We start from the raw sequence: 16,295 nt of genomic DNA on the forward strand, positions 1-16,295 counted from the left end.
CGCTGAGCGCGGAGGGCGCGGAGCTGCTGGCGCGGGCGTTGAAGGCGATGGCGGATCCGGCGAGGCTCCGCCTGGTGTCGATCGTGGCATCGAGCAGCTCGGGCGAGGTGTGCGTCTGCGACTTCACGGAGCCGGTTGGGCTGAGTCAGCCGACGGTGTCGCACCACTTGAAGATCCTCGTGGACGCCGGGATCCTGGCCCGCGAGAAGCGCGGCACGTGGGCGTACTTCTCCCTCGTCCCCGGCGCGCTCGACTCTCTCGCGGGGATGCTCACCCGCGTCTGATCAGGCGGCTGTGACTCTCGCCGCGAGAGCGTCGACGCGCGCGGCGAGCTCGTCGTAGGCGGCATCGAACGCGGCGTCCGTGCCGGCAGGTACCGGGTCGGGGATCGACCAGTGCAGCGCCTCCGAGCCGAGCTCCTCATGCGCGGCGTCGCAGACAGTGATCACGAGGTCGGTGTCGGCGGCGACGTCCGCGAACTGCTGCGGCGCGCCTTCGGGCAGCGGGAGGCCGTGGCGTTCGGCGGTCGCGATCGCGCCGGCCGCCACCGCGGCGGCCGGGTGGGTGCCGGCGGAGGCGACGGGGATGGGGCTGCGCTGCGCCCAGAGCTGCGCGGCGAGCTGGGACCGGGCGGAGTTCGCGGTGCACACGAACAGCACCCGTCGCGCGGCGGCGGTGGTCGAGGGCCCGAGCTGCTCGAACGCGCCGGGGATCAGGTGGACGTAGCTGCGGCGCCGGTCCGCCTCCGAGCGGCGACGGAGGATCATGCCCTCCCGCTCGAGGACGGCCAGGTGGTGCGCGACGAGGTTCGAGGGCATCCCCAGTCGGTCCTGCAACTCCCGCGGCGCCAGGTCTCCGAGGGTGAGCAGGTCCACGATCCGCAGGCGCGCGGGATCGCTGAGGGCCGCGTGCCGGGCGGCCCGCGCTTCCAATTCGGTTCGCTCGGTGTTCATTGACTCAATCTTGACTGAGTGAACGTGAGCGGTCAAGATGGCCGACGACATGGACACCACCTCCCCTCCTCCGCTCGCTCGTCGGGCCGTGGCCGAGTTCCTCGGCACGGGCCTGCTCGTGGCGATCGTCGTCGGCTCCGGCATCGCCGCGCAGTCGCTTTCGCCGGACGACGTCGGCCTGCAACTGCTGGAGAACTCCCTCGCGACCGGGCTGGGACTGGCGGTGCTGATCCTCACCCTCGGCCCGGTGTCGGGGGCGCACTTCAATCCGCTCGTGTCCGCTGTCGACGCGCTCCTCGGTCGTCGCGCCCGCACCGGCCTGTCGGGCCGTGAACTGGCGGTGTTCGTCGGCGCGCAGCTGCTCGGCGGCGTCGGCGGCGCGGTCCTCGCGAACGCGATGTTCGAGGTCCCGACCGCGATCGCGACGACCGAGCGCGTCACCGCCGGGCACCTGCTCGGGGAGGTCGTCGCCACCGCGGGCCTGGTCCTCGTGATCCTCTCCCTCGCCCGCACGAACCGCGGCCCGCTCGCGGCGGCCGCGGTCGGCGCGTACATCGGTGCCGCGTACTGGTTCACGTCCTCGACCTCGTTCGCGAACCCGGCCGTGACCCTCGGCCGTGTCTTCACCGACACCTTCGCCGGCATCGCCCCCGCCTCCGTCCTGCCGTTCGTCGCGGCGCAGCTCGTCGGTGCCGCGATCGGCGTCGGCATCGCCGTGTTCCTCTTCCCGGGCGCCGCCCGGGCCGCCGGGGACCTCGTGGTCCCGGCCACCTCGACCTCTTCGCACGTCTGATCCGAAAGGCCCATCTGATGCATCTCGTCGCTATCGGCGGCAGCGACGCGGGGATCTCCGCCGCGCTGCGCGCCCGCGAGCTCGACCCGTCCGTCGACGTGACCGTCGTCGTCGCCGACTCCTACCCGAACTTCTCCATCTGCGGGATCCCGTACTACTTCTCCCGTGAGGTGCAGCCGTGGCAGTCGCTCGCGCACCGCACCCACGCCGACCTCGAAGCCACCGGCATGACCCTGCGCCTGGACACCTTCGCGACCGACATCGACGTCGCCGGGCAGCAGCTCACCGTCCGCACCCCCGACGGCACGCTCGACCGGATCGGGTACGACGAGCTGATCGTCGGCACCGGCGCCCTCGCCTCCTCCGCCGGCATCGCCGGAGTGGACGAACTGGGCCCGGAGGACGGCGTGCACGTGCTGCACTCGATGGGCGACACCTTCGCGCTCGAGCGCTACCTCGACAGCCGCGACCCGCAGACCGCGATCATCGTCGGCGCCGGCTACGTGGGCCTGGAGATGGCCGAAGCCCTCACCGTTCGCGGCCTGCACGTCACCCAGCTGCAGCGCGGCCCCGAAGTGCTCTCCACCCTCGACCCCGAACTCGGCGCCCTCGTCCACACCGAACTGACCGAGCGCGGCGTCGAGGTGCTCACCCGCACCACCGTCGCCTCGATCGAGAAGACCGCGACCGGGCTCGCCGTGCACGCCGACCACGACGGGACGCCGCTGACCCGGACCGCCGACGTCGTACTCCTGGTCGTCGGCGTGAAGCCGAACACCGACCTGCTCGCCCGCGCGGGCGCGTCCCTCGGCGCCGGCCGCGCCGTCGTCGTCGACGAGGCGATGCGCACCGGCCTCCCGCACGTGTTCGCCGCGGGCGACGGAGTGACGACCCACCACCGCCTCCTCGGCAGCACCTACCTGCCTCTCGGCACAACAGCCCACAAGCAGGGCCGCGTCGCGGGCGAGAACGCCCTCGGCGGCGACGCCCGCTTCGCCGGCTCCGTCGGCACGCAGGTCGTCAAGGTGTTCGACCTCGTCGCCTCCCGCACCGGCCTGCGCGAGCACGAGGCCCTCGCCGCCGGGTACGCCCCGGCGACGACGACCGCGGTCGCGGACGACCACAAGCGCTACTACCCGGGCGCGCAGCCGATCACGATCCGCATCACCGGCGACACCCGCGACGGACGCCTCCTCGGCGCGCAGCTCGTCGGCCGCCTCGGCACCGAGACCGCCAAGCGCGTCGACACCTACGCGACCGCCCTGTTCGCCGGGCTCACCGTCGAGCAGGTCTCCGACCTCGACCTCTCCTACACACCCCCGCTCGGCTCCCCCTGGGACGCCGTGCAGATCGCCACCCAGACCTGGACCCGCACGAACACTGGAGCTGTGACCCCCGCATGACCGAGAAGCCCACCGTCCTCTTCCTCTGCCAGCACAACGCCGGCCGCTCCCAACTCGGCGCCGGCCTGCTCGAAATCCTCGCCGGCGACCGCTACACCGCCACCTCCGCCGGGCTCTCGCCCGCCGACACGGTGAACCCCGCGATCGCCGCGACCGTCGCGGAGCTCGGCCTCGACATCAGCGACCGCACCCCCCGCGCCGTCACAGTCGAAGACCTCGAGAGCGCGGACATCGTCGTCGCGATGAAGCCCGGCCTCACCCTCCCCGCGACGCCGACCGGCCGGTTCCTGGAGTGGAAGTTCCCTGACCCGACCGACTGGAGCGCCGAGAGCGTCCGCCCCCTCCGCGAGGCCGTCGCCGCTCGGATCCAGGCCGAACTCCTCGACTAGGCACGACACGGAGCGGCGCAAAAACGCCGCCACAGAACGCCGAAACTCACACCCGTACGGGACGATGCGAGCGCTAGTCTCCTCGCCGTGATCATTGATCTAGAGCCCGGCGACGCGCGGTGGGCGGCCGCTCTTCTCGTCCTCCGCGAGCTGCGCCCCCATCTCACTGACGAACTGCTCGAGCTGGTACTGCGAGAAGGCGCGCCCCAAGGTCTCCGCTTCACCGCCCTACTGCAAGACGATCGCTGCGTGGCTGTCGCCGGCTGGCGAGTAGTCGTCAACACGAGCGCCATCAGGAAGCTCTACGTCGATGACCTCTCCACCGCCGCCGCCGAGCGATCCCACGGTCACGGCGCGGCACTCCTAGCCGCCCTAGCGGAGCGAGGCCGGGAACTGGGGTGCAGCGCGATCGAGCTCGACTCCGGCGTGCAACGCTTCGAGGCGCATCGCTTCTACCTACGCGAACGGATGGACATCACCGCCCATCACTTCGCTCGACGGCTCGACCAGTAAGTGCAACGGGCTGCCTCCCCGCACCGTTCAGCAGGGGACCGCCACCGGACGCCGGATGTCAGTGGGTAGTTTCACCGTCCGGACGACGATCCCCATACGGGACGGGCCCGCCCCAGGCGCATCGTAGGCTGCCTTCTCGTGCGGTTCCGTCCACAAGCCATCGCTCGCTTCGGTGCGCTTCTCCCGGCCGGCGCCATCTGCGTGCCAACGTTTCCCCTGTGGAACCCGGGCTTACCTCTCGATGACGCCCTCAGTCACCCGGACGGATCCTGCTCTGTGTGAGCCTGTCGATGACCTGGCTCGGCAGGCAACCGTTGTCGGCGAGGACAGCGCGCACGTGCTTCTTCTGGTCGGCCTCTGACAGCTTGCCGGTCGCAGTCGACAGCAGGTTCGCCCACACAATGCCGACGTCAGCGGCGATCCCGCTGACGACGTCAGGGGTGCTCAGGTAGACGCTCGGCCCTGCGATGCGAGCGTGCTGCGGATCGACAGCCAACCGATCGGAAAGCAGGATGATGGGGCTGCCGGCGGGCGCATGGTCGACGCCGCGGTCCGCGGCAAGCTGATCCATCTGCGTGTTCGCCTGTCGGATGTCCTTCACCGGCAGCAACCCGTCGTCGTGCTCCTCCGACTTCGCCTCCACCGTCATCCACATCGCAGTACCCCACGCCCACGCGGAGTCCGCACGGGCCTGACCCTTCGGCTTCTCCGCGAAGGCTCCGAGGAGCAGCCCAAGACTTGTAAGACCACGCTCGTACTGCGCAGCCTCGTCCTGTGCTAGATCCGCCTGCATCTCCGCGAGCCGCGCTTTGATCGCACCCGTCTTCAGCTTTCCCCGCAGACGCGCCACGATCTCGTTCACAGCCACGACGTCCATCGGCTCCAAGTCCGTCTCCGGCGCACCCGGCAACGGCATCATCTCCCGCAGCCACGTCCCACGGTTTGCGGCCTTCCCCGCATCTCGGATCAGGTCACGAGCCTTCGAGCGCTGCGTCTCATCTTGGGCGCCCAGATGCATCCACACCCCAGCGACGTACAGCAGGAGACCCCGATAGCCACGCGTGGCCTCCGGTCCGACCTGCACGACCGCCTCCTGGAGCTTCTCGCTGGCCGCGACCCACTCGCCTGCGTACGCCAGCTGCCACGCCTCCACCTCCAGCGGTGCGGCCTTGCCGAGAGGCTCAGCAGCGGCCGGCTCGACCTTCTTCACGTCCTCGAGGAACTCGGCGACCTTCTCCTCGCCGTACGTGCGCCAGTCCTTGTCGTGCTCGAGGAACGTCTTCACGTTCTCGATGATGTCGTTCGCGTCGACACCCTTGCTGTTCTCCCACCCGAACAGCACCTCCGCCTGCAACTCTGGTTCCAGAGCAACGATGTTCTCCTGGCGCGCGAAGTACTTCGTGAGATCGGTGCCGCGGATGACGACGACCGCGAAGTCGTTCGGACCCCGAGTGCTCCGACCTGCCCCCTGCACGATCCGCGTCCGGATCCGCTCCGACAGAGCTGAGTTGGCTTCCGCCCGCTCGCTCAGGAACCGCTCCTGTAGCCCGACAGCGTCCGGTTTCCCATCCAGGACAACAATCCGGCACGCATCGTCAGGGAGGTCCATACCGTCGTACCGGTTTGCGAGCCCGAGCACCCCGGTACTCGCCTTCGCGAACGCGAGGAGCCCTTGCTTCTCCAGCTCATCCTTTCCAAGCACGGGGACGTCCCGACCGGCGAGCTCAGCTGCCGCGTCCCTCGCACGGTCTACGGTGTCCTGGCTTAGCACGAGGGCTTTGTCCGTAAGCGCCACTATCCGCTTGGTGAGCGCCAGGCTGTCACCGCCGGCGACGAGGTCGGGGAACACCAACAGGCGTCGACCCGATCTCGGCGCCGTCTTCGACTTCAGCGGCACCCGGACGATCGGCGTGCGCCCGAATGCGCGTTCCAGCTCACCCCCAGACCCCAGAGTCGCGGACAGGTACATTCGCTGCCCGGCCTGCGCGAACACCTTGCTCTCCGACGTCGGCGGGACCATCGGACGGATCTGGATGCCGCTGTACGACAGGTATACAAGGGCCGAGTCGAACCCGGCTCGGATCATCGCGTGGTCGTATTTGTGCGGCCTCCCGAGCTTCGCCAACGTTGCATCGAGAACCTTCAACGCTGCCGGGTCGACGGAGGGGACGATGAGACGCACCGCATGATGAGAGCCAGGATCCGGCGCACCTTCCAGGCGTTGGTACTGAATCCCGGACAGGAACGGCTTCAGTGCGGCCAGCACCGCAAGATACGCGGTCTCATCCTTGGATCGGCGGATGTCGACGCCGTGTTTGTGACCGACGAACTGCTCCGCTGCATGCGCGTCATCGAAGATGAGGAGCCGGGGGATGGGCACGTACGGACGGCTGTTGAAGATGGAGCTGTAGGTGGTGAGACCGATCATCTCGCCCGCCTCGACAGCCATCTCCTCGAGCGGATCCCAGTCGTCATGCTTCCCGATGAGAAGACCGACCGGGACGCCCTCGCGCCTCGCCGTCTTCGCGACCTGCTTCGCGAGCTGCGTTGTCGGCGTCGCGTACAGCACCGGGCCCTCACCTTTCCGGCGCACCCACTCACCGATCAGCAGGCCCGGAATCGTCTTCCCGGTGCCGGTCGGTAACTCGAGAGCGAGGTCCGGGGTCTTCGTGTGCTCCTCGGCGTACGAGCGGATCACATCACCCTGGTGCAGCCACAGTCCGGGCACCGCGTTGCTGGTCCGCGGCATCGTCGGGCTGAGGTACATCTCCTCAGGGGTATCGAACTGCTGAACAGCCTTCTTGGTCTTGCCGACGAACGCCACAGAATGCTCCTCTCACGCCGACAGCTCCGCTGATCGAACCGGGCGCTCAACATAGTCTGGCGCAGGCGCACGTCTCGGCACCGCGTTGGGGGATTGGCGGGAACCGCCGCCCGGCCGGAGTGCGTCGAGCCATGCGTCGATGACATCGAATCCGCCAGTGCCCGATAGACGATCCCCACACGGGACGGTTGCACCCAACCATCGCGGGACCGCCATACTCATGCCATGACCACTCCGACGCGAACCTTGCCGCGGCCAGCAATGAGAAAGTTCCTTTGGTTCGCAGTGGGGGTCGCTGGTCTTGAAGCCGTCATAGCTCTCTTCTTCGGCCTCGCGAACTTGCAGTCATCACCTACCGAGTCAGCAGTCCTCCTCGGTCTCGCCGCGTCCGCGGTGGGAATCCTCATGGAGGTCCTGAGCTTGGCGAACACGCCTCGGACCCGCATGGAGCGAGTGGCAACGTGGAGCGCGATCTTCTTGCTCGCGCTCGGCGTGGCGGTCGTAAGCGGTGGCGTCGTGGAGACCATAGCTCCGGGAGTACTCCCCGGCGCTTCAGTCTTGGTTGCCTTGATTACCGCGATCGTGGCGTTCGCCCCCGCAGTGAAGAAACTCGCTTCTTCCTAGGCTGGGCGCATGTGTGGTCGGTTCGTCGTCAAGGACTCCACGGCGGCTCTGCTGCCGGATCTCGTCTCGACCGACTTTGGGGGTCTGCGCCCGAACTACAACGTGGCGCCGACGAATCTGGTGACCGTCGTGCGTGAGCGCGACGGGGAGCGGTCGGCGCCGGACGTGCACTGGGGGTTCGTGCCGGTGTGGGCGAAGGACTTCAAGAAGCAGCGGCCGCAGCCGATCAACGCGCGGATCGAGACGGTTGCGAGCTCGCCCATGTTCCGGAAGGCGTTCGCGACGTCGCGGGTGCTGATCCCGGCGGCCGGCTACTACGAGTGGACGGTGACGGAGACGGGGAAGCAGCCGCACTTCATCTACGAGCCCGACGCGGCCCTCGCCATGGCGGGGATCGTGTCGGCGTGGCCGGACCCGTCGAAGGCGGAGGACGATCCGGAGAAGTGGCGGCTGTCGACGGCGATCATCACCCGCGACTCGCATGTGGCGCCGGGTGAGGTTCACGACCGGATGCCGGCGTGCATCACGCCGGACGGTTACGACGACTGGCTCGGCGGGCACCTCGACGTCGACGCGCTGATGCAGCTGCTCGACCGGGAGTCGTTCGCGGTCGCGCACGACCTCGAGCACTACGAGGTGTCCCGCGACGTGAACAGCGTCCGCAACAACGGACCACACTTGCTCGACCCGCTCCCTCCCGTCACGGAAGGCTAGGCGGGTGGCCTTCGATCCGTTGACGGGTGCGCCGGCCGCGGCAGGCGGTTATCCGCAGCTTGGGTCCGTGCACAAGAACGGCGATCGCCGGTTCGGTATTGCGGGGGCGCGTTCTCAGGTCCTTGCCGATCGTGGGACGCCGATGCTGTCGAGCCTGTATCACTCGACGGTCACTGAGCATGTCGGGTTGGTGCGGGTCGGAGTCGAGCTGCGGGTGGAGTGGAACGGCACTCACTGGTGGGCGTCGTCGCCGGCCGGTGCAGTCGGCCGGCTCTCCTGGTCGAAGGGCCTGCGGACCGACGCGACCCACGTCCGAGAAGGGCGGAGTCCGTACGACTTCAACTCCGGCACTCTGCTGGTGCAGAGCGTCACGGTCGACCGGGAGGGCGCCGTGGTCGACTGCGGCGGCTATGTCGTCCCGGACGGCCACGATCCGTCCGAGTGGTCGACGTCGACGCCGAACGAGTCAGGGCGAGAGCTGCGCATCACACTGGATGCTGCTGCGCCCGGCGAGGCGGCGGGGGCGGAGCCGCCGGCGCCTCGATCGTTCCTTCGGCGGCTCCTCGGACGCGATCGCTGACGGGAGCGGTCAATCTCGTGGACACGTCCAGCCTGCGGTGGGAGGGTGAGGGCATGTCGAAGCCTCGGACCAAGCTCGCGCGTGCCGCGCTGATCAGTAACGGCATGGTGTGGTTCGGGCTGTCGCTGATGCTCTTCTCCATCGCCGGCGAGCAGACTTACGCGGCCTTCAACGGCACCTGGTTGAACGTGCTCGGGTGGTCGCTGATCGTCCTCGTCGCCGCGGGCCTGGCCGTGGTCGGTGTGATCGAGAACCGGAACATCCGGGCGGGGAAGAAGTACAAGCCGCGTCCTCGTAGCTGACTCCCGCTCGAGCGCGCGGCCGTTCCACGTGCTCGGGTGGGGGGTCGAGGGGGCTCTCCCCCTCGTGGGCCGGCACTGCCGGTCCGCCGCTCCCATCGGCGCCGGGTGCGACGATGGGAGCATGTGGGAACTGGCACACCGGACGCGCGCTGAATCGGCATCGACGGTTGTGCAGAGCAACGCGGCGACGTCGGCCGCGGCGATCGCGGAAGTGCGCGCTGCGATCCCGGAGGATCACGTCATCCTCTATGTGCTCCGGCTCGCGGACGGCTCGGCGTAGGGGTTCAGGCCGTCCCGGCGAGGAGGGCGACGGCCGCTGCGGAGAAGAGGACAACGGCCGCCACGAGAGCGCCGCGGGCTCGGGCGCGCTTGTCGACCGCGACCTCGGACACCTGCGCGGAGTGGAGCTCGGAGTCGCGATAAAGCGGCACGACACCGGCGACGACGAGCGCGGCACCCGTCACGGCCAGCAGCAGAGCGATCCCGTCCCACATGCCGATCAACTTACTCAGCCGCAGGGGCGCCGCTGCGGCGGGGTGCGCGCTGAGTGGTTGTGGTGACGACGGCGGTCGCGCGGGTGAGGTTGGGGCCGATGGCGTCGGCTTCGAGCACGCGGCCGGTGCGCCGGTTCTCACCTTCGCCCCAACTGACGGTGCGCTCGTAGCCGACGACGATCACGGCGTCTCCCTTGTGGAGGGAGGCGAGCACGTGCTCGCCCAGCTCGAACTTCGCTTCCACGAAGTGGGTCGTCGGGGCCTCGTGCGGGGTCCACTCGCCGCCGCGGTATTCGCCGGTGTTCTCGATGACGCGCAGCTTCACGATCTGCACGCGGCCCGCCTGCACGGCTTCGGGGTCGGTGGCGAGGTTGCCGGTGATCGTCCTGGTGCTCATCTGTCGTCTCCTGCTCGTGCGGTTCGTGGGTCCCGTCGACGTCGACGGGCTCTCGGTCGCGGGCTCGGCCGCGGGGGTGTCTGTTGGGTCCTCGGCGGGTAGCTCGATCCCCCAGGATGCGAGCGCTTCGCGCCGGGTTATTTCGACAGGCGGCTCGGACAGCGCTCTGCGCTGTTCGAGCTCGGCGCGGGTGACGTGCTGCCCGGGTATGCGGCGTTCGTCGCCGTAGGCGGCGCGGTAGAGCCGGTCGGCGTCGTTCTCCAGCCGGTCCACCTCGGCCTGCCGGTCCGCGAATCCGGCGAGGTAGCCGGCCCGGAACTCATCGCTCGGGATCTCGCCGCTCATGCGGCGTGCTTGTCGATGAGGTCGGGGCGGAATCCCGACCAGTGGTCCTGATCGCTGGCGACGACGACGGGGGCGGCGGAGTAGCCCAGCTCCTCCATGACGTACTCGAGCGCGGCGGGGTTGGTGGTGAGGTCCACGACGTCGTACTCGATGCCCTTCGCGTCGAGGGCTCGGTAGGTCGCGGTGCACTGCACGCACGACGGCTTCGAGTAGACGGTGAGCATCAGTCGGCCCATCCGTCCGACTCGTCGCCGCGGTGTGGGTCGTGCTCGTCGTTGAGTCGGGTCCAGGCGTGCAGCTCGGCCCACTTCTGGGCGGCGTCGTGGTGTCCTGCCTCGGTGAGGAGGTCGATGATCGGCGTCGCGCGCGCGCAGGTGAGCGTCGGGGCGATCGCTTCCGCGACGGCGGGGTCCGAGAGCGTGGCCGCGAACGTCGCCACGGCTGCCTGATAGGTCGCCACCGCATCGGCGGCCTGCTGCTGCTCGGTCATCGCTGGGCTCCTTCGGGGGTGTGGGCGTCGCCCTCGTCGTCGTCGGTCGCGTGCTGCGCGATCCAGAGGTCTGCGGCTTCGTCCCTTCCAAATGCTCGCAGGAGTCCGGCCAGCGCGTCGACCTCGGTGCAGTTGAGGCGCACGGCCAGGTCGTCGGCGGTGTCCCCGTGGGAGAACACGGAGGCGAACTCGGCCACCGCGTCGAGGAGGGTCGGCTTCTCCGGCGCGGGGCTGGTGGTGATGGTGTCGGACATGGCGTCTCCTCCTCGATGGTGGTGCGGGCTACTGCTGGGTGCGGGTGAGGGTGTCCACGAACATGACGCCCTCGGGGCCGGGGATCGTGGCGGTGTGCGCGAGTGCCCACCCGTTGCGGGCGTGGGCGGCAAGGTCCTCGTCGCGCTCCACGATCTTGCGGAACTGGTGGCGCATCCCCTCCTCGGTGGCGGTCGGGACGAAGGTGCTGACGGTCGTGATCTGCTGCATTTCTCTTCTCCTCCTCATCGTTTTTTTGCCGTGATTCTCAATCAGATTTGTCAAGCCAGCGGGGGTGGTCTGGCTCGCCTGTTCTTCCTTCTCTCCCAGCGTTTTTTTGCCTGGAAGGCACGTAGTGCCGAGCAGGGTCGGAGGCGGGAGCGCAACCCGGAGGGCGGCGGAGGAGAGGTTGTCGGCGCGATGTGAGGGAGCGCAGCGACCGCGTGCCGAGAACCTCGGAGGAGCCGGCCGCGCAGCGGCTTGCGTGGACGCCGCAGGCCCGTACGCTGCCGAAGGCTTCCAGGCAAAAATGCGCGCAGCGCACACCACAGCGCCGACCGAGGTCGGCGTCTGCTTGCTCGCGGAGACTTCCGCCGAGGGGGTTCGATCGGCCAGAGGACGAGCCTCTACTGGGAGGCTGTCTGCTCTTGAGCAGGAGCGCGCCGAGTGGCGTCCGCCTCGTGGCAATACAGCGAAGCCCGATCCCACCTGACGAGGTGGCCCGGATCCTCAGCAGTACGGCCGCGGGTACCGTTCCCTGGCGGTCTGCGTGCTCGTTCGCCTCGGTCTGCGCGGGGATGGAGAGCAGCGCGCTGCCTCGGGCCTTCACGCGAAGGAGCGCGCAACGGATCGTCGCTCTCGCTGAAGCCGCCCGCCGCGCGGATGCTCTCCCAGCGATCTTCTCGCCTCGTTGAACGTCCGCGACTGCTGTGTCGTGTCCTCGGTGGGACCACCTCGGCCCCCGCACTACAGGAGGCATCATGCTCAAGCGAATCGCGACCACTGTGACCACTGCGGCGTTCGCCGCCGTCCTTCTCGCCGGATGCTCGACGGCCGCCGGCTCGGCCGCCTCGTCGGAAGCGCCGGCCGACAGCCCTTCCGCCACCGCCTCCGCCTCCGCTGAGACGGCGGCTCTCACGACGGCGTCCTCGCCGCTGGGCGAGATCATCACGGACGAGGCCGGCTCCACCGTCTACACGTTCACGAAGGACACGCAGAACTCGGGCAGCAGCAGCTGCTACGACGAGTGCGCCACGACCTGGCCGGCCGTGTCGGCGTCCAGCACGACCGCCGCGGATGGGATCACCGGAGAGGTCGGCTCGATCACGCGCACCGACGGGACGACCCAGCTGACCGTCGACGGATGGCCGGTCTACCGGTTCGCGAAGGACACCGCACCGGGCCAGGTCAACGGGCAGGGTGTGAAGGACGCCTGGTACGTCCTCCTCCCTGACGGCACGATGAACAAGGAAGCTGCGGGCATGAGCACCGCCACCCCGGCGTCCTGATGCGACGGCGACCCGTCCCCGCGCAGCGAAGCGCATCGCCCGGACGGGTCGCCGGTTCTCGACAGGCAAGGACCGGAAGGGATGACCCGCAGTGATCGGAGCAACCGAGATGACGGAGTGCGCCGTGGCGCTTCGAGGCGGTGAGCACTGTGCCCCGCCCCGTCGATGAGCTCCTGGCGGCGCTGTACGAGAGTCACGGCCCGGCGTTGCGGCGATTCGTGCAGAACCTCACTCGGAACGCGGCGCTGACGGAGGACGTCGTGCAGGAGACGATGGTCCGGGCCTGGCAGCGCCCGCAGGTCCTCGAACGCGACGCCGACGCCGCGCGCGCGTGGCTGTTCACCGTCGCCCGCAACCTCGTCATCGACGACGCCCGCTCCGCTCGGAGCCGACGCGAAGTGCCGGCGAAGGACGAGGACGGCGGCGGCGCCGTCCCCGATCGCACCGACGCGGTCCTGGACAGCATCCTCGTCGCCGACGCTCTCGCCTCGCTGTCGGTGGAGCATCGTCGGATCGTGGTGGACGCGTACTTCCTCGGACACACCGTCCCCGAGATCGCCCGCCGGCACTCCATCCCCGAGGGAACAGCGAAATCTCGATTGCACTACGGACTGCGCGGACTGCGACTGGCTCTGCAGGAAAGGGGCGTCACCCGATGAACGACCACCACGGAAGCTCTGCGACGGAGGACGAGTACCGCGACTGGGACGCGTCCTACGTCCTCGGCGCTCTCCCCGCGGATCAGCGACTCGAGTACGAGCAGCACCTCAGCGGCTGCGCGGCCTGCCGCGCGGCCGTGGCAGAGCTGGCAGGACTGCCCGGCATCGTCGGTCGGCTCTCCGTCGAGGATGCTCTCGCCATCAGCGCATCGGACGACGGCGAGGACGCGCCGCCCTCCCCGGTGACGCTGCCCGCCATCGCTCACCGTGTCCGGACGCGCCGACGTCGGCGCCGGCTGGTGACGTCCCTCGCCGTCGCGGCCGCCGTCACCGCCTCCGTCTTCGGAGGCGTCGCTCTCGGCACGGGCATCGCGGGCGCTCCCGTGGCGAGCGAGGCGATCCTCGAACCGATGGACCCGATCGCGGCCGATCCCGCTCTCGCTGCGGACATCCAGGTCGAGGGGAAGCCGTGGGGCACCCGGCTGGAGTGGAGCTGCACCTACAGTGGTGATGCGCCCGCCGACGCGGAGTACGAACTCGTGATCACCCGCACAGACGGCAGCACGATCACCGTCGCCACCTGGACGGCGGCCGGGCAGCGCGCCGTCGACCTGGCGGCGTCCACGGGCATCGCCCGGTCGGAGATCACCGGTGTCGACATCAGGGTCCGCGGCACGAACTCCCCCCTCGTCCGCACCGACACCTGAGACACCGCCCACCCGCAGGAGACACCGGCACTGCCCGCGGTGCCGCGGACACCGGACAGGAGCAGACCATGAGCACCGAGACCACGCCGCTGCACATCACCCGCGAGGGCCCGAGAAGCTTCATCGGCCGCAACGCGCGAGGAGCCGAGGTCCGCATCGGCGGGTCGGACGCCGACGGCGTGTTCTCGCCCGGCGAGCTGCTGCACCTCGCCCTCGCCGCCTGCGGCATGCTCTCCTCGGACCACCTCCTCGCCAGCCGGCTCGGAGCCGACTTCGAAGCGACCACCGACATCACCGCGACCAAGCCCGAGGGTGAGGACCGCTACGACTCCATCACCGCCGTGATCCGCGCCGACCTGTCGGCGCTCGATCCCGAGCGGATCGCCTCACTGTCCGAACGCACCCACCGGGCCGTGGATCGCCAGTGCACCGTCGGCCACACGCTCGAGCACGGCGCGGCGTACACCGTCGACGTCGTGGACGACCCGGCCGCTCCCGTCAGCGGTCCGAGGACGGGGACCGTCTGAGATCAGCGCCTCATCGGTCACGACGACCGGTGCCGACCGAGCCGCGGACGTCTGCCTTCAGTGCCGTCAGTCTGCGATTCGCCGACCGGATCCGAGACGATTCGCGAGGCGGAGCGCGTTCACGGAGCGGAGGTGCTGGTCGGCGCGGTGACGTCCGTTGGCCGGTGAGGGGTGCGGTGCCGCGAGTACGGGGACGACACGGGGATCATCGTGCAGGGTCAGATAGCGCATGACCCCGTCGAGCGCCACGGTCCCGTAGGTGACGACGGCGTCGAGCGCGGGCAGCAGCTCCAGCAGCTCACCGAGCGCGAGCCGACCCTGCTCGATGTCCGCGGGGCGGACGCGGCCAGGGATCTCCCACGGGATGAGGTTCCATCGGAGGTAGTGGTCGCGGGAGAGTCCGGACTCGATTCGGGCCGCCCGGAACGCGGCGGCGGTGGGCCCGAGGTTGTCCTCGCTGCAGACGGCAGCGGATCCCGCGGCGATCGTCCGAGGGCCGGGTGACTGCATCAGCACCAGGACGCGACTGGCGGTGCCGCCGGAGCGGGGATCGAAGCCCGGAACGAAGCGTCCGGTCGCGTCCGCGGTACTCCGCCAGGTCTCGGCGAGGGCGTTCAGGGTCCGGATGTCCACGATGGTCCTCGATCCCGGTCAGGCCGGTCGCGGTGGTGCGAGCAGGGTTCCGCGGATCACGGAACCGTGGAACGTGCGGGCGGCGACGATGATCCACGCGGCGACCAGGCCGACGTAGTAGAGCACCGCGAGGCCGGCGACGACCGTGAGACCGGAGTGCAGGGCGAGGCCGTTCAGTCCGGTGACGCAGGTGCCGACGGGGAACGTGAACGACCACCACGTCAGGCTGAACGGCAGGTGCTCCTTCGCGGTGCGGAGGGTGATCGCGAGGGCGATGACGGTCCAGAGCAGTGCGAAGCCGAGCATCGCGAAGCCGTACACCAGAGCCACGACCAGCAGCGCACGCGCCGTGCCGGCGTCCACGACGGTGGGCGCGTTCGAGGCGAGCAGATTCACGGCGGTGATCGACTGTCCGACCGGACCGAGGACGATCCACAGCGTCGGCACCATCCCCGCTGCTCCGACCTTGTGCTGCGCGAGCCGGTTCCAGATCAGGGTGATCACCACCAGCGACGCGACCAGGCTGAGGCCGAAGAAGCCGTAGCAGGACCACAGGAGCGTCTCCCGCGCTTGCCCGGCGGGCGCGTACGGCAGCAGCAGTGCGCCGGTGGAAGCGGACACCATCGGCGGAACGATCGGCATCAGCCAGCCGCCGAACGCCGAATCGGGCTTGTTCTCGTGCCGGGTGAACGCGAGGTAGGGCACCAGGACCGCCGTCACCAGCCCGCCGAGAGTCCCCGCACCCCAGAGCACCCAGTCGATGGTGACAGCGGCCGGCAGGCCGATCCAGTCCTTGCCGAGGAGGAGGGTTCCCGCGCCGACGGTGAGGAACGCCATGGGCGGCGCGCCGTAGAAGTGCGAGAGCACGGGATTCAGGTGGTGCGTCACCGCTGTACCGCGGTAGCGGACCCAGTGCAGCCCGGTCGCGACCGTCAGCGCGACGAGCAGCAGTGCGGCGATCGCCCAGACGACGGTGGCCCCGGTGCGGAGTCCGGGGAACTGGAGGGGCAGGGACGCGGCGGCGACCGCGACGATGCCGGTGCCCATGATCGACGCGAACCAGTTCGGCGTCAGGTTCGACACGATCAGTCCCGGATGCTCCAGCTCCCGGAACAAGCGCCTCGACCGCGGAGGATGCCCGATCGAGGAAGATGCGCGGGCGGGGGAGAGAGTTGTCATGACTCCAGC

At 69.4% G+C, this 16,295-nt stretch carries 24 protein-coding genes; 14 read left to right on the forward strand and 10 right to left on the reverse strand.

Annotation, left to right across the window (positions count from 1 at the left end; genetic code table 11):
- The first annotated feature begins 2 nt into the window (after nucleotides 1–2).
- The gene (locus LRG51_RS18985) at nucleotides 3–284 is read left to right on the forward strand and encodes an ArsR/SmtB family transcription factor (RefSeq protein ID WP_230674207.1); all 282 of its coding nucleotides are present in this window, start codon (nucleotides 3–5) and stop codon (nucleotides 282–284) included.
- Here the strand turns inward: LRG51_RS18985 and LRG51_RS18990 are convergent, their stop codons facing one another.
- Entirely contained in the window at nucleotides 285–953 is a 669-nt protein-coding gene (locus tag LRG51_RS18990) for an arsenate reductase/protein-tyrosine-phosphatase family protein (RefSeq protein WP_230674213.1), read from the reverse strand.
- Between the two features lie 49 nt (nucleotides 954–1,002).
- Between LRG51_RS18990 and LRG51_RS18995 the strand changes: the two genes are divergently transcribed.
- The 4 genes from LRG51_RS18995 to LRG51_RS19010 all read left to right on the forward strand — a co-directional run bounded on the left by LRG51_RS18995 (nucleotide 1,003) and on the right by LRG51_RS19010 (nucleotide 4,051).
- The gene (locus LRG51_RS18995; protein ID WP_230674214.1) at nucleotides 1,003–1,746 is read left to right on the forward strand and encodes an aquaporin; all 744 of its coding nucleotides are present in this window, start codon (nucleotides 1,003–1,005) and stop codon (nucleotides 1,744–1,746) included.
- A 17-nt stretch (nucleotides 1,747–1,763) separates the two neighbouring features.
- Nucleotides 1,764–3,149 (forward strand): FAD-dependent oxidoreductase, encoded by a 1,386-nt coding sequence (locus LRG51_RS19000; protein ID WP_230674215.1) that lies wholly within the window; start codon nucleotides 1,764–1,766, stop codon nucleotides 3,147–3,149.
- A complete protein-coding gene (locus LRG51_RS19005) occupies nucleotides 3,146–3,538 on the forward strand; it encodes an arsenate-mycothiol transferase ArsC (protein WP_230674216.1) in 393 nt (130 codons plus the stop codon). Before LRG51_RS19000 ends, LRG51_RS19005 begins: the two co-directional genes overlap by 4 nt.
- Before the next feature lie 87 nt (nucleotides 3,539–3,625).
- Nucleotides 3,626–4,051, forward strand: coding sequence for a GNAT family N-acetyltransferase (locus LRG51_RS19010; protein ID WP_104234413.1), 426 nt, complete (start codon nucleotides 3,626–3,628; stop codon nucleotides 4,049–4,051).
- A 250-nt stretch (nucleotides 4,052–4,301) separates the two neighbouring features.
- Here LRG51_RS19010 and LRG51_RS19015 read toward each other — a convergent pair whose 3' ends face one another.
- On the reverse strand, nucleotides 4,302–6,875 hold the full coding sequence (locus LRG51_RS19015; RefSeq protein ID WP_230674217.1) for a DEAD/DEAH box helicase: 2,574 nt from the start codon (nucleotides 6,873–6,875) through the stop codon (nucleotides 4,302–4,304).
- A 225-nt stretch (nucleotides 6,876–7,100) separates the two neighbouring features.
- On the opposite strand from LRG51_RS19015, the gene LRG51_RS19020 reads away from it, so the two are divergent.
- From LRG51_RS19020 to LRG51_RS19040, 5 genes are all read left to right on the forward strand, one after another.
- The gene (locus LRG51_RS19020; RefSeq protein ID WP_230674218.1) at nucleotides 7,101–7,499 is read left to right on the forward strand and encodes a hypothetical protein; all 399 of its coding nucleotides are present in this window, start codon (nucleotides 7,101–7,103) and stop codon (nucleotides 7,497–7,499) included.
- Nucleotides 7,500–7,508: 9 nt separating this feature from the next.
- Nucleotides 7,509–8,213: an SOS response-associated peptidase gene (locus LRG51_RS19025; protein WP_230674219.1), complete on the forward strand. Its 705-nt coding sequence runs from the start codon at nucleotides 7,509–7,511 to the stop codon at nucleotides 8,211–8,213.
- Nucleotides 8,214–8,217: 4 nt separating this feature from the next.
- Complete coding sequence (locus LRG51_RS19030) at nucleotides 8,218–8,793, forward strand: hypothetical protein (RefSeq protein WP_230674220.1); 576 nt, start codon at nucleotides 8,218–8,220, stop codon at nucleotides 8,791–8,793.
- A gap of 53 nt (nucleotides 8,794–8,846) precedes the next feature.
- On the forward strand, nucleotides 8,847–9,095 hold the full coding sequence (locus LRG51_RS19035) for a hypothetical protein (RefSeq protein ID WP_104277726.1): 249 nt from the start codon (nucleotides 8,847–8,849) through the stop codon (nucleotides 9,093–9,095).
- A 121-nt stretch (nucleotides 9,096–9,216) separates the two neighbouring features.
- Nucleotides 9,217–9,375 carry a hypothetical protein gene (locus LRG51_RS19040; protein WP_181110226.1) on the forward strand — a complete coding sequence of 53 codons (159 nt, stop codon included), beginning with the start codon at nucleotides 9,217–9,219 and terminating at the stop codon, nucleotides 9,373–9,375.
- A gap of 4 nt (nucleotides 9,376–9,379) precedes the next feature.
- Here LRG51_RS19040 and LRG51_RS19045 read toward each other — a convergent pair whose 3' ends face one another.
- From LRG51_RS19045 to LRG51_RS19070, 6 genes are read right to left on the reverse strand one after another with little or no spacing between them, the layout of a single operon-like run.
- Complete coding sequence (locus LRG51_RS19045; RefSeq protein WP_230674221.1) at nucleotides 9,380–9,589, reverse strand: hypothetical protein; 210 nt, start codon at nucleotides 9,587–9,589, stop codon at nucleotides 9,380–9,382.
- A gap of 10 nt (nucleotides 9,590–9,599) precedes the next feature.
- Nucleotides 9,600–10,331 (reverse strand): single-stranded DNA-binding protein, encoded by a 732-nt coding sequence (locus tag LRG51_RS19050; RefSeq protein WP_230674222.1) that lies wholly within the window; start codon nucleotides 10,329–10,331, stop codon nucleotides 9,600–9,602.
- Nucleotides 10,328–10,558, reverse strand: coding sequence for a glutaredoxin-like protein NrdH (gene nrdH, locus LRG51_RS19055; RefSeq protein ID WP_104268997.1), 231 nt, complete (start codon nucleotides 10,556–10,558; stop codon nucleotides 10,328–10,330). The genes LRG51_RS19050 and nrdH overlap by 4 nt, the downstream gene beginning before the upstream one ends.
- Complete coding sequence (locus LRG51_RS19060; protein ID WP_104305047.1) at nucleotides 10,555–10,821, reverse strand: hypothetical protein; 267 nt, start codon at nucleotides 10,819–10,821, stop codon at nucleotides 10,555–10,557. Before LRG51_RS19060 ends, nrdH begins: the two co-directional genes overlap by 4 nt.
- Nucleotides 10,818–11,075: a hypothetical protein gene (locus tag LRG51_RS19065; RefSeq protein WP_230674223.1), complete on the reverse strand. Its 258-nt coding sequence runs from the start codon at nucleotides 11,073–11,075 to the stop codon at nucleotides 10,818–10,820. Before LRG51_RS19065 ends, LRG51_RS19060 begins: the two co-directional genes overlap by 4 nt.
- 28 nt (nucleotides 11,076–11,103) lie before the next feature.
- Nucleotides 11,104–11,304, reverse strand: a complete 201-nt coding sequence (locus tag LRG51_RS19070) for a hypothetical protein (protein WP_230674224.1) — start codon at nucleotides 11,302–11,304, stop codon at nucleotides 11,104–11,106.
- A 749-nt stretch (nucleotides 11,305–12,053) separates the two neighbouring features.
- Between LRG51_RS19070 and LRG51_RS19075 the strand changes: the two genes are divergently transcribed.
- The 4 genes from LRG51_RS19075 to LRG51_RS19090 all read left to right on the forward strand — a co-directional run bounded on the left by LRG51_RS19075 (nucleotide 12,054) and on the right by LRG51_RS19090 (nucleotide 14,474).
- Nucleotides 12,054–12,581 (forward strand): COG4315 family predicted lipoprotein, encoded by a 528-nt coding sequence (locus tag LRG51_RS19075; protein WP_056045783.1) that lies wholly within the window; start codon nucleotides 12,054–12,056, stop codon nucleotides 12,579–12,581.
- A 149-nt stretch (nucleotides 12,582–12,730) separates the two neighbouring features.
- On the forward strand, nucleotides 12,731–13,240 hold the full coding sequence (locus tag LRG51_RS19080) for a sigma-70 family RNA polymerase sigma factor (RefSeq protein WP_056045897.1): 510 nt from the start codon (nucleotides 12,731–12,733) through the stop codon (nucleotides 13,238–13,240).
- Nucleotides 13,237–13,947: an anti-sigma factor family protein gene (locus LRG51_RS19085; RefSeq protein ID WP_173236009.1), complete on the forward strand. Its 711-nt coding sequence runs from the start codon at nucleotides 13,237–13,239 to the stop codon at nucleotides 13,945–13,947. Before LRG51_RS19080 ends, LRG51_RS19085 begins: the two co-directional genes overlap by 4 nt.
- Nucleotides 13,948–14,015: 68 nt before the next feature.
- On the forward strand, nucleotides 14,016–14,474 hold the full coding sequence (locus tag LRG51_RS19090) for an OsmC family protein (RefSeq protein WP_055794432.1): 459 nt from the start codon (nucleotides 14,016–14,018) through the stop codon (nucleotides 14,472–14,474).
- A gap of 66 nt (nucleotides 14,475–14,540) precedes the next feature.
- Here LRG51_RS19090 and LRG51_RS19095 read toward each other — a convergent pair whose 3' ends face one another.
- Nucleotides 14,541–15,107 carry a uracil-DNA glycosylase family protein gene (locus LRG51_RS19095; protein WP_230674225.1) on the reverse strand — a complete coding sequence of 189 codons (567 nt, stop codon included), beginning with the start codon at nucleotides 15,105–15,107 and terminating at the stop codon, nucleotides 14,541–14,543.
- Nucleotides 15,108–15,125: 18 nt separating this feature from the next.
- Nucleotides 15,126–16,190, reverse strand: a complete 1,065-nt coding sequence (locus LRG51_RS19100) for a TDT family transporter (protein WP_230674226.1) — start codon at nucleotides 16,188–16,190, stop codon at nucleotides 15,126–15,128.
- Nucleotides 16,191–16,295 lie beyond the last annotated feature (105 nt).

Source organism: Rathayibacter sp. Leaf248 (genome assembly GCF_920939495.1).
Lineage (GTDB): Bacteria > Actinomycetota > Actinomycetes > Actinomycetales > Microbacteriaceae > Rathayibacter > Rathayibacter caricis.

Coding starts and splice junctions, on each gene's coding strand:
- LRG51_RS19075 (WP_056045783.1), top strand. CDS start 12,054: ATGCTCAAGCGAATCGCGACCACTGTGACCACTGCGGCGTTCGCCGCC.
- LRG51_RS19085 (WP_173236009.1), top strand. CDS start 13,237: ATGAACGACCACCACGGAAGCTCTGCGACGGAGGACGAGTACCGCGAC.
- LRG51_RS19050 (WP_230674222.1), bottom strand. CDS start 10,331: ATGAGCGGCGAGATCCCGAGCGATGAGTTCCGGGCCGGCTACCTCGCC.
- LRG51_RS19090 (WP_055794432.1), top strand. CDS start 14,016: ATGAGCACCGAGACCACGCCGCTGCACATCACCCGCGAGGGCCCGAGA.
- LRG51_RS19005 (WP_230674216.1), top strand. CDS start 3,146: ATGACCGAGAAGCCCACCGTCCTCTTCCTCTGCCAGCACAACGCCGGC.
- LRG51_RS19070 (WP_230674224.1), bottom strand. CDS start 11,304: ATGCAGCAGATCACGACCGTCAGCACCTTCGTCCCGACCGCCACCGAG.
- LRG51_RS19045 (WP_230674221.1), bottom strand. CDS start 9,589: ATGTGGGACGGGATCGCTCTGCTGCTGGCCGTGACGGGTGCCGCGCTC.
- LRG51_RS19020 (WP_230674218.1), top strand. CDS start 7,101: ATGACCACTCCGACGCGAACCTTGCCGCGGCCAGCAATGAGAAAGTTC.
- LRG51_RS19040 (WP_181110226.1), top strand. CDS start 9,217: ATGTGGGAACTGGCACACCGGACGCGCGCTGAATCGGCATCGACGGTT.
- LRG51_RS18995 (WP_230674214.1), top strand. CDS start 1,003: ATGGACACCACCTCCCCTCCTCCGCTCGCTCGTCGGGCCGTGGCCGAG.
- LRG51_RS19060 (WP_104305047.1), bottom strand. CDS start 10,821: ATGACCGAGCAGCAGCAGGCCGCCGATGCGGTGGCGACCTATCAGGCA.
- LRG51_RS19000 (WP_230674215.1), top strand. CDS start 1,764: ATGCATCTCGTCGCTATCGGCGGCAGCGACGCGGGGATCTCCGCCGCG.
- LRG51_RS18990 (WP_230674213.1), bottom strand. CDS start 953: ATGAACACCGAGCGAACCGAATTGGAAGCGCGGGCCGCCCGGCACGCG.
- LRG51_RS19035 (WP_104277726.1), top strand. CDS start 8,847: ATGTCGAAGCCTCGGACCAAGCTCGCGCGTGCCGCGCTGATCAGTAAC.
- LRG51_RS19065 (WP_230674223.1), bottom strand. CDS start 11,075: ATGTCCGACACCATCACCACCAGCCCCGCGCCGGAGAAGCCGACCCTC.
- LRG51_RS19025 (WP_230674219.1), top strand. CDS start 7,509: ATGTGTGGTCGGTTCGTCGTCAAGGACTCCACGGCGGCTCTGCTGCCG.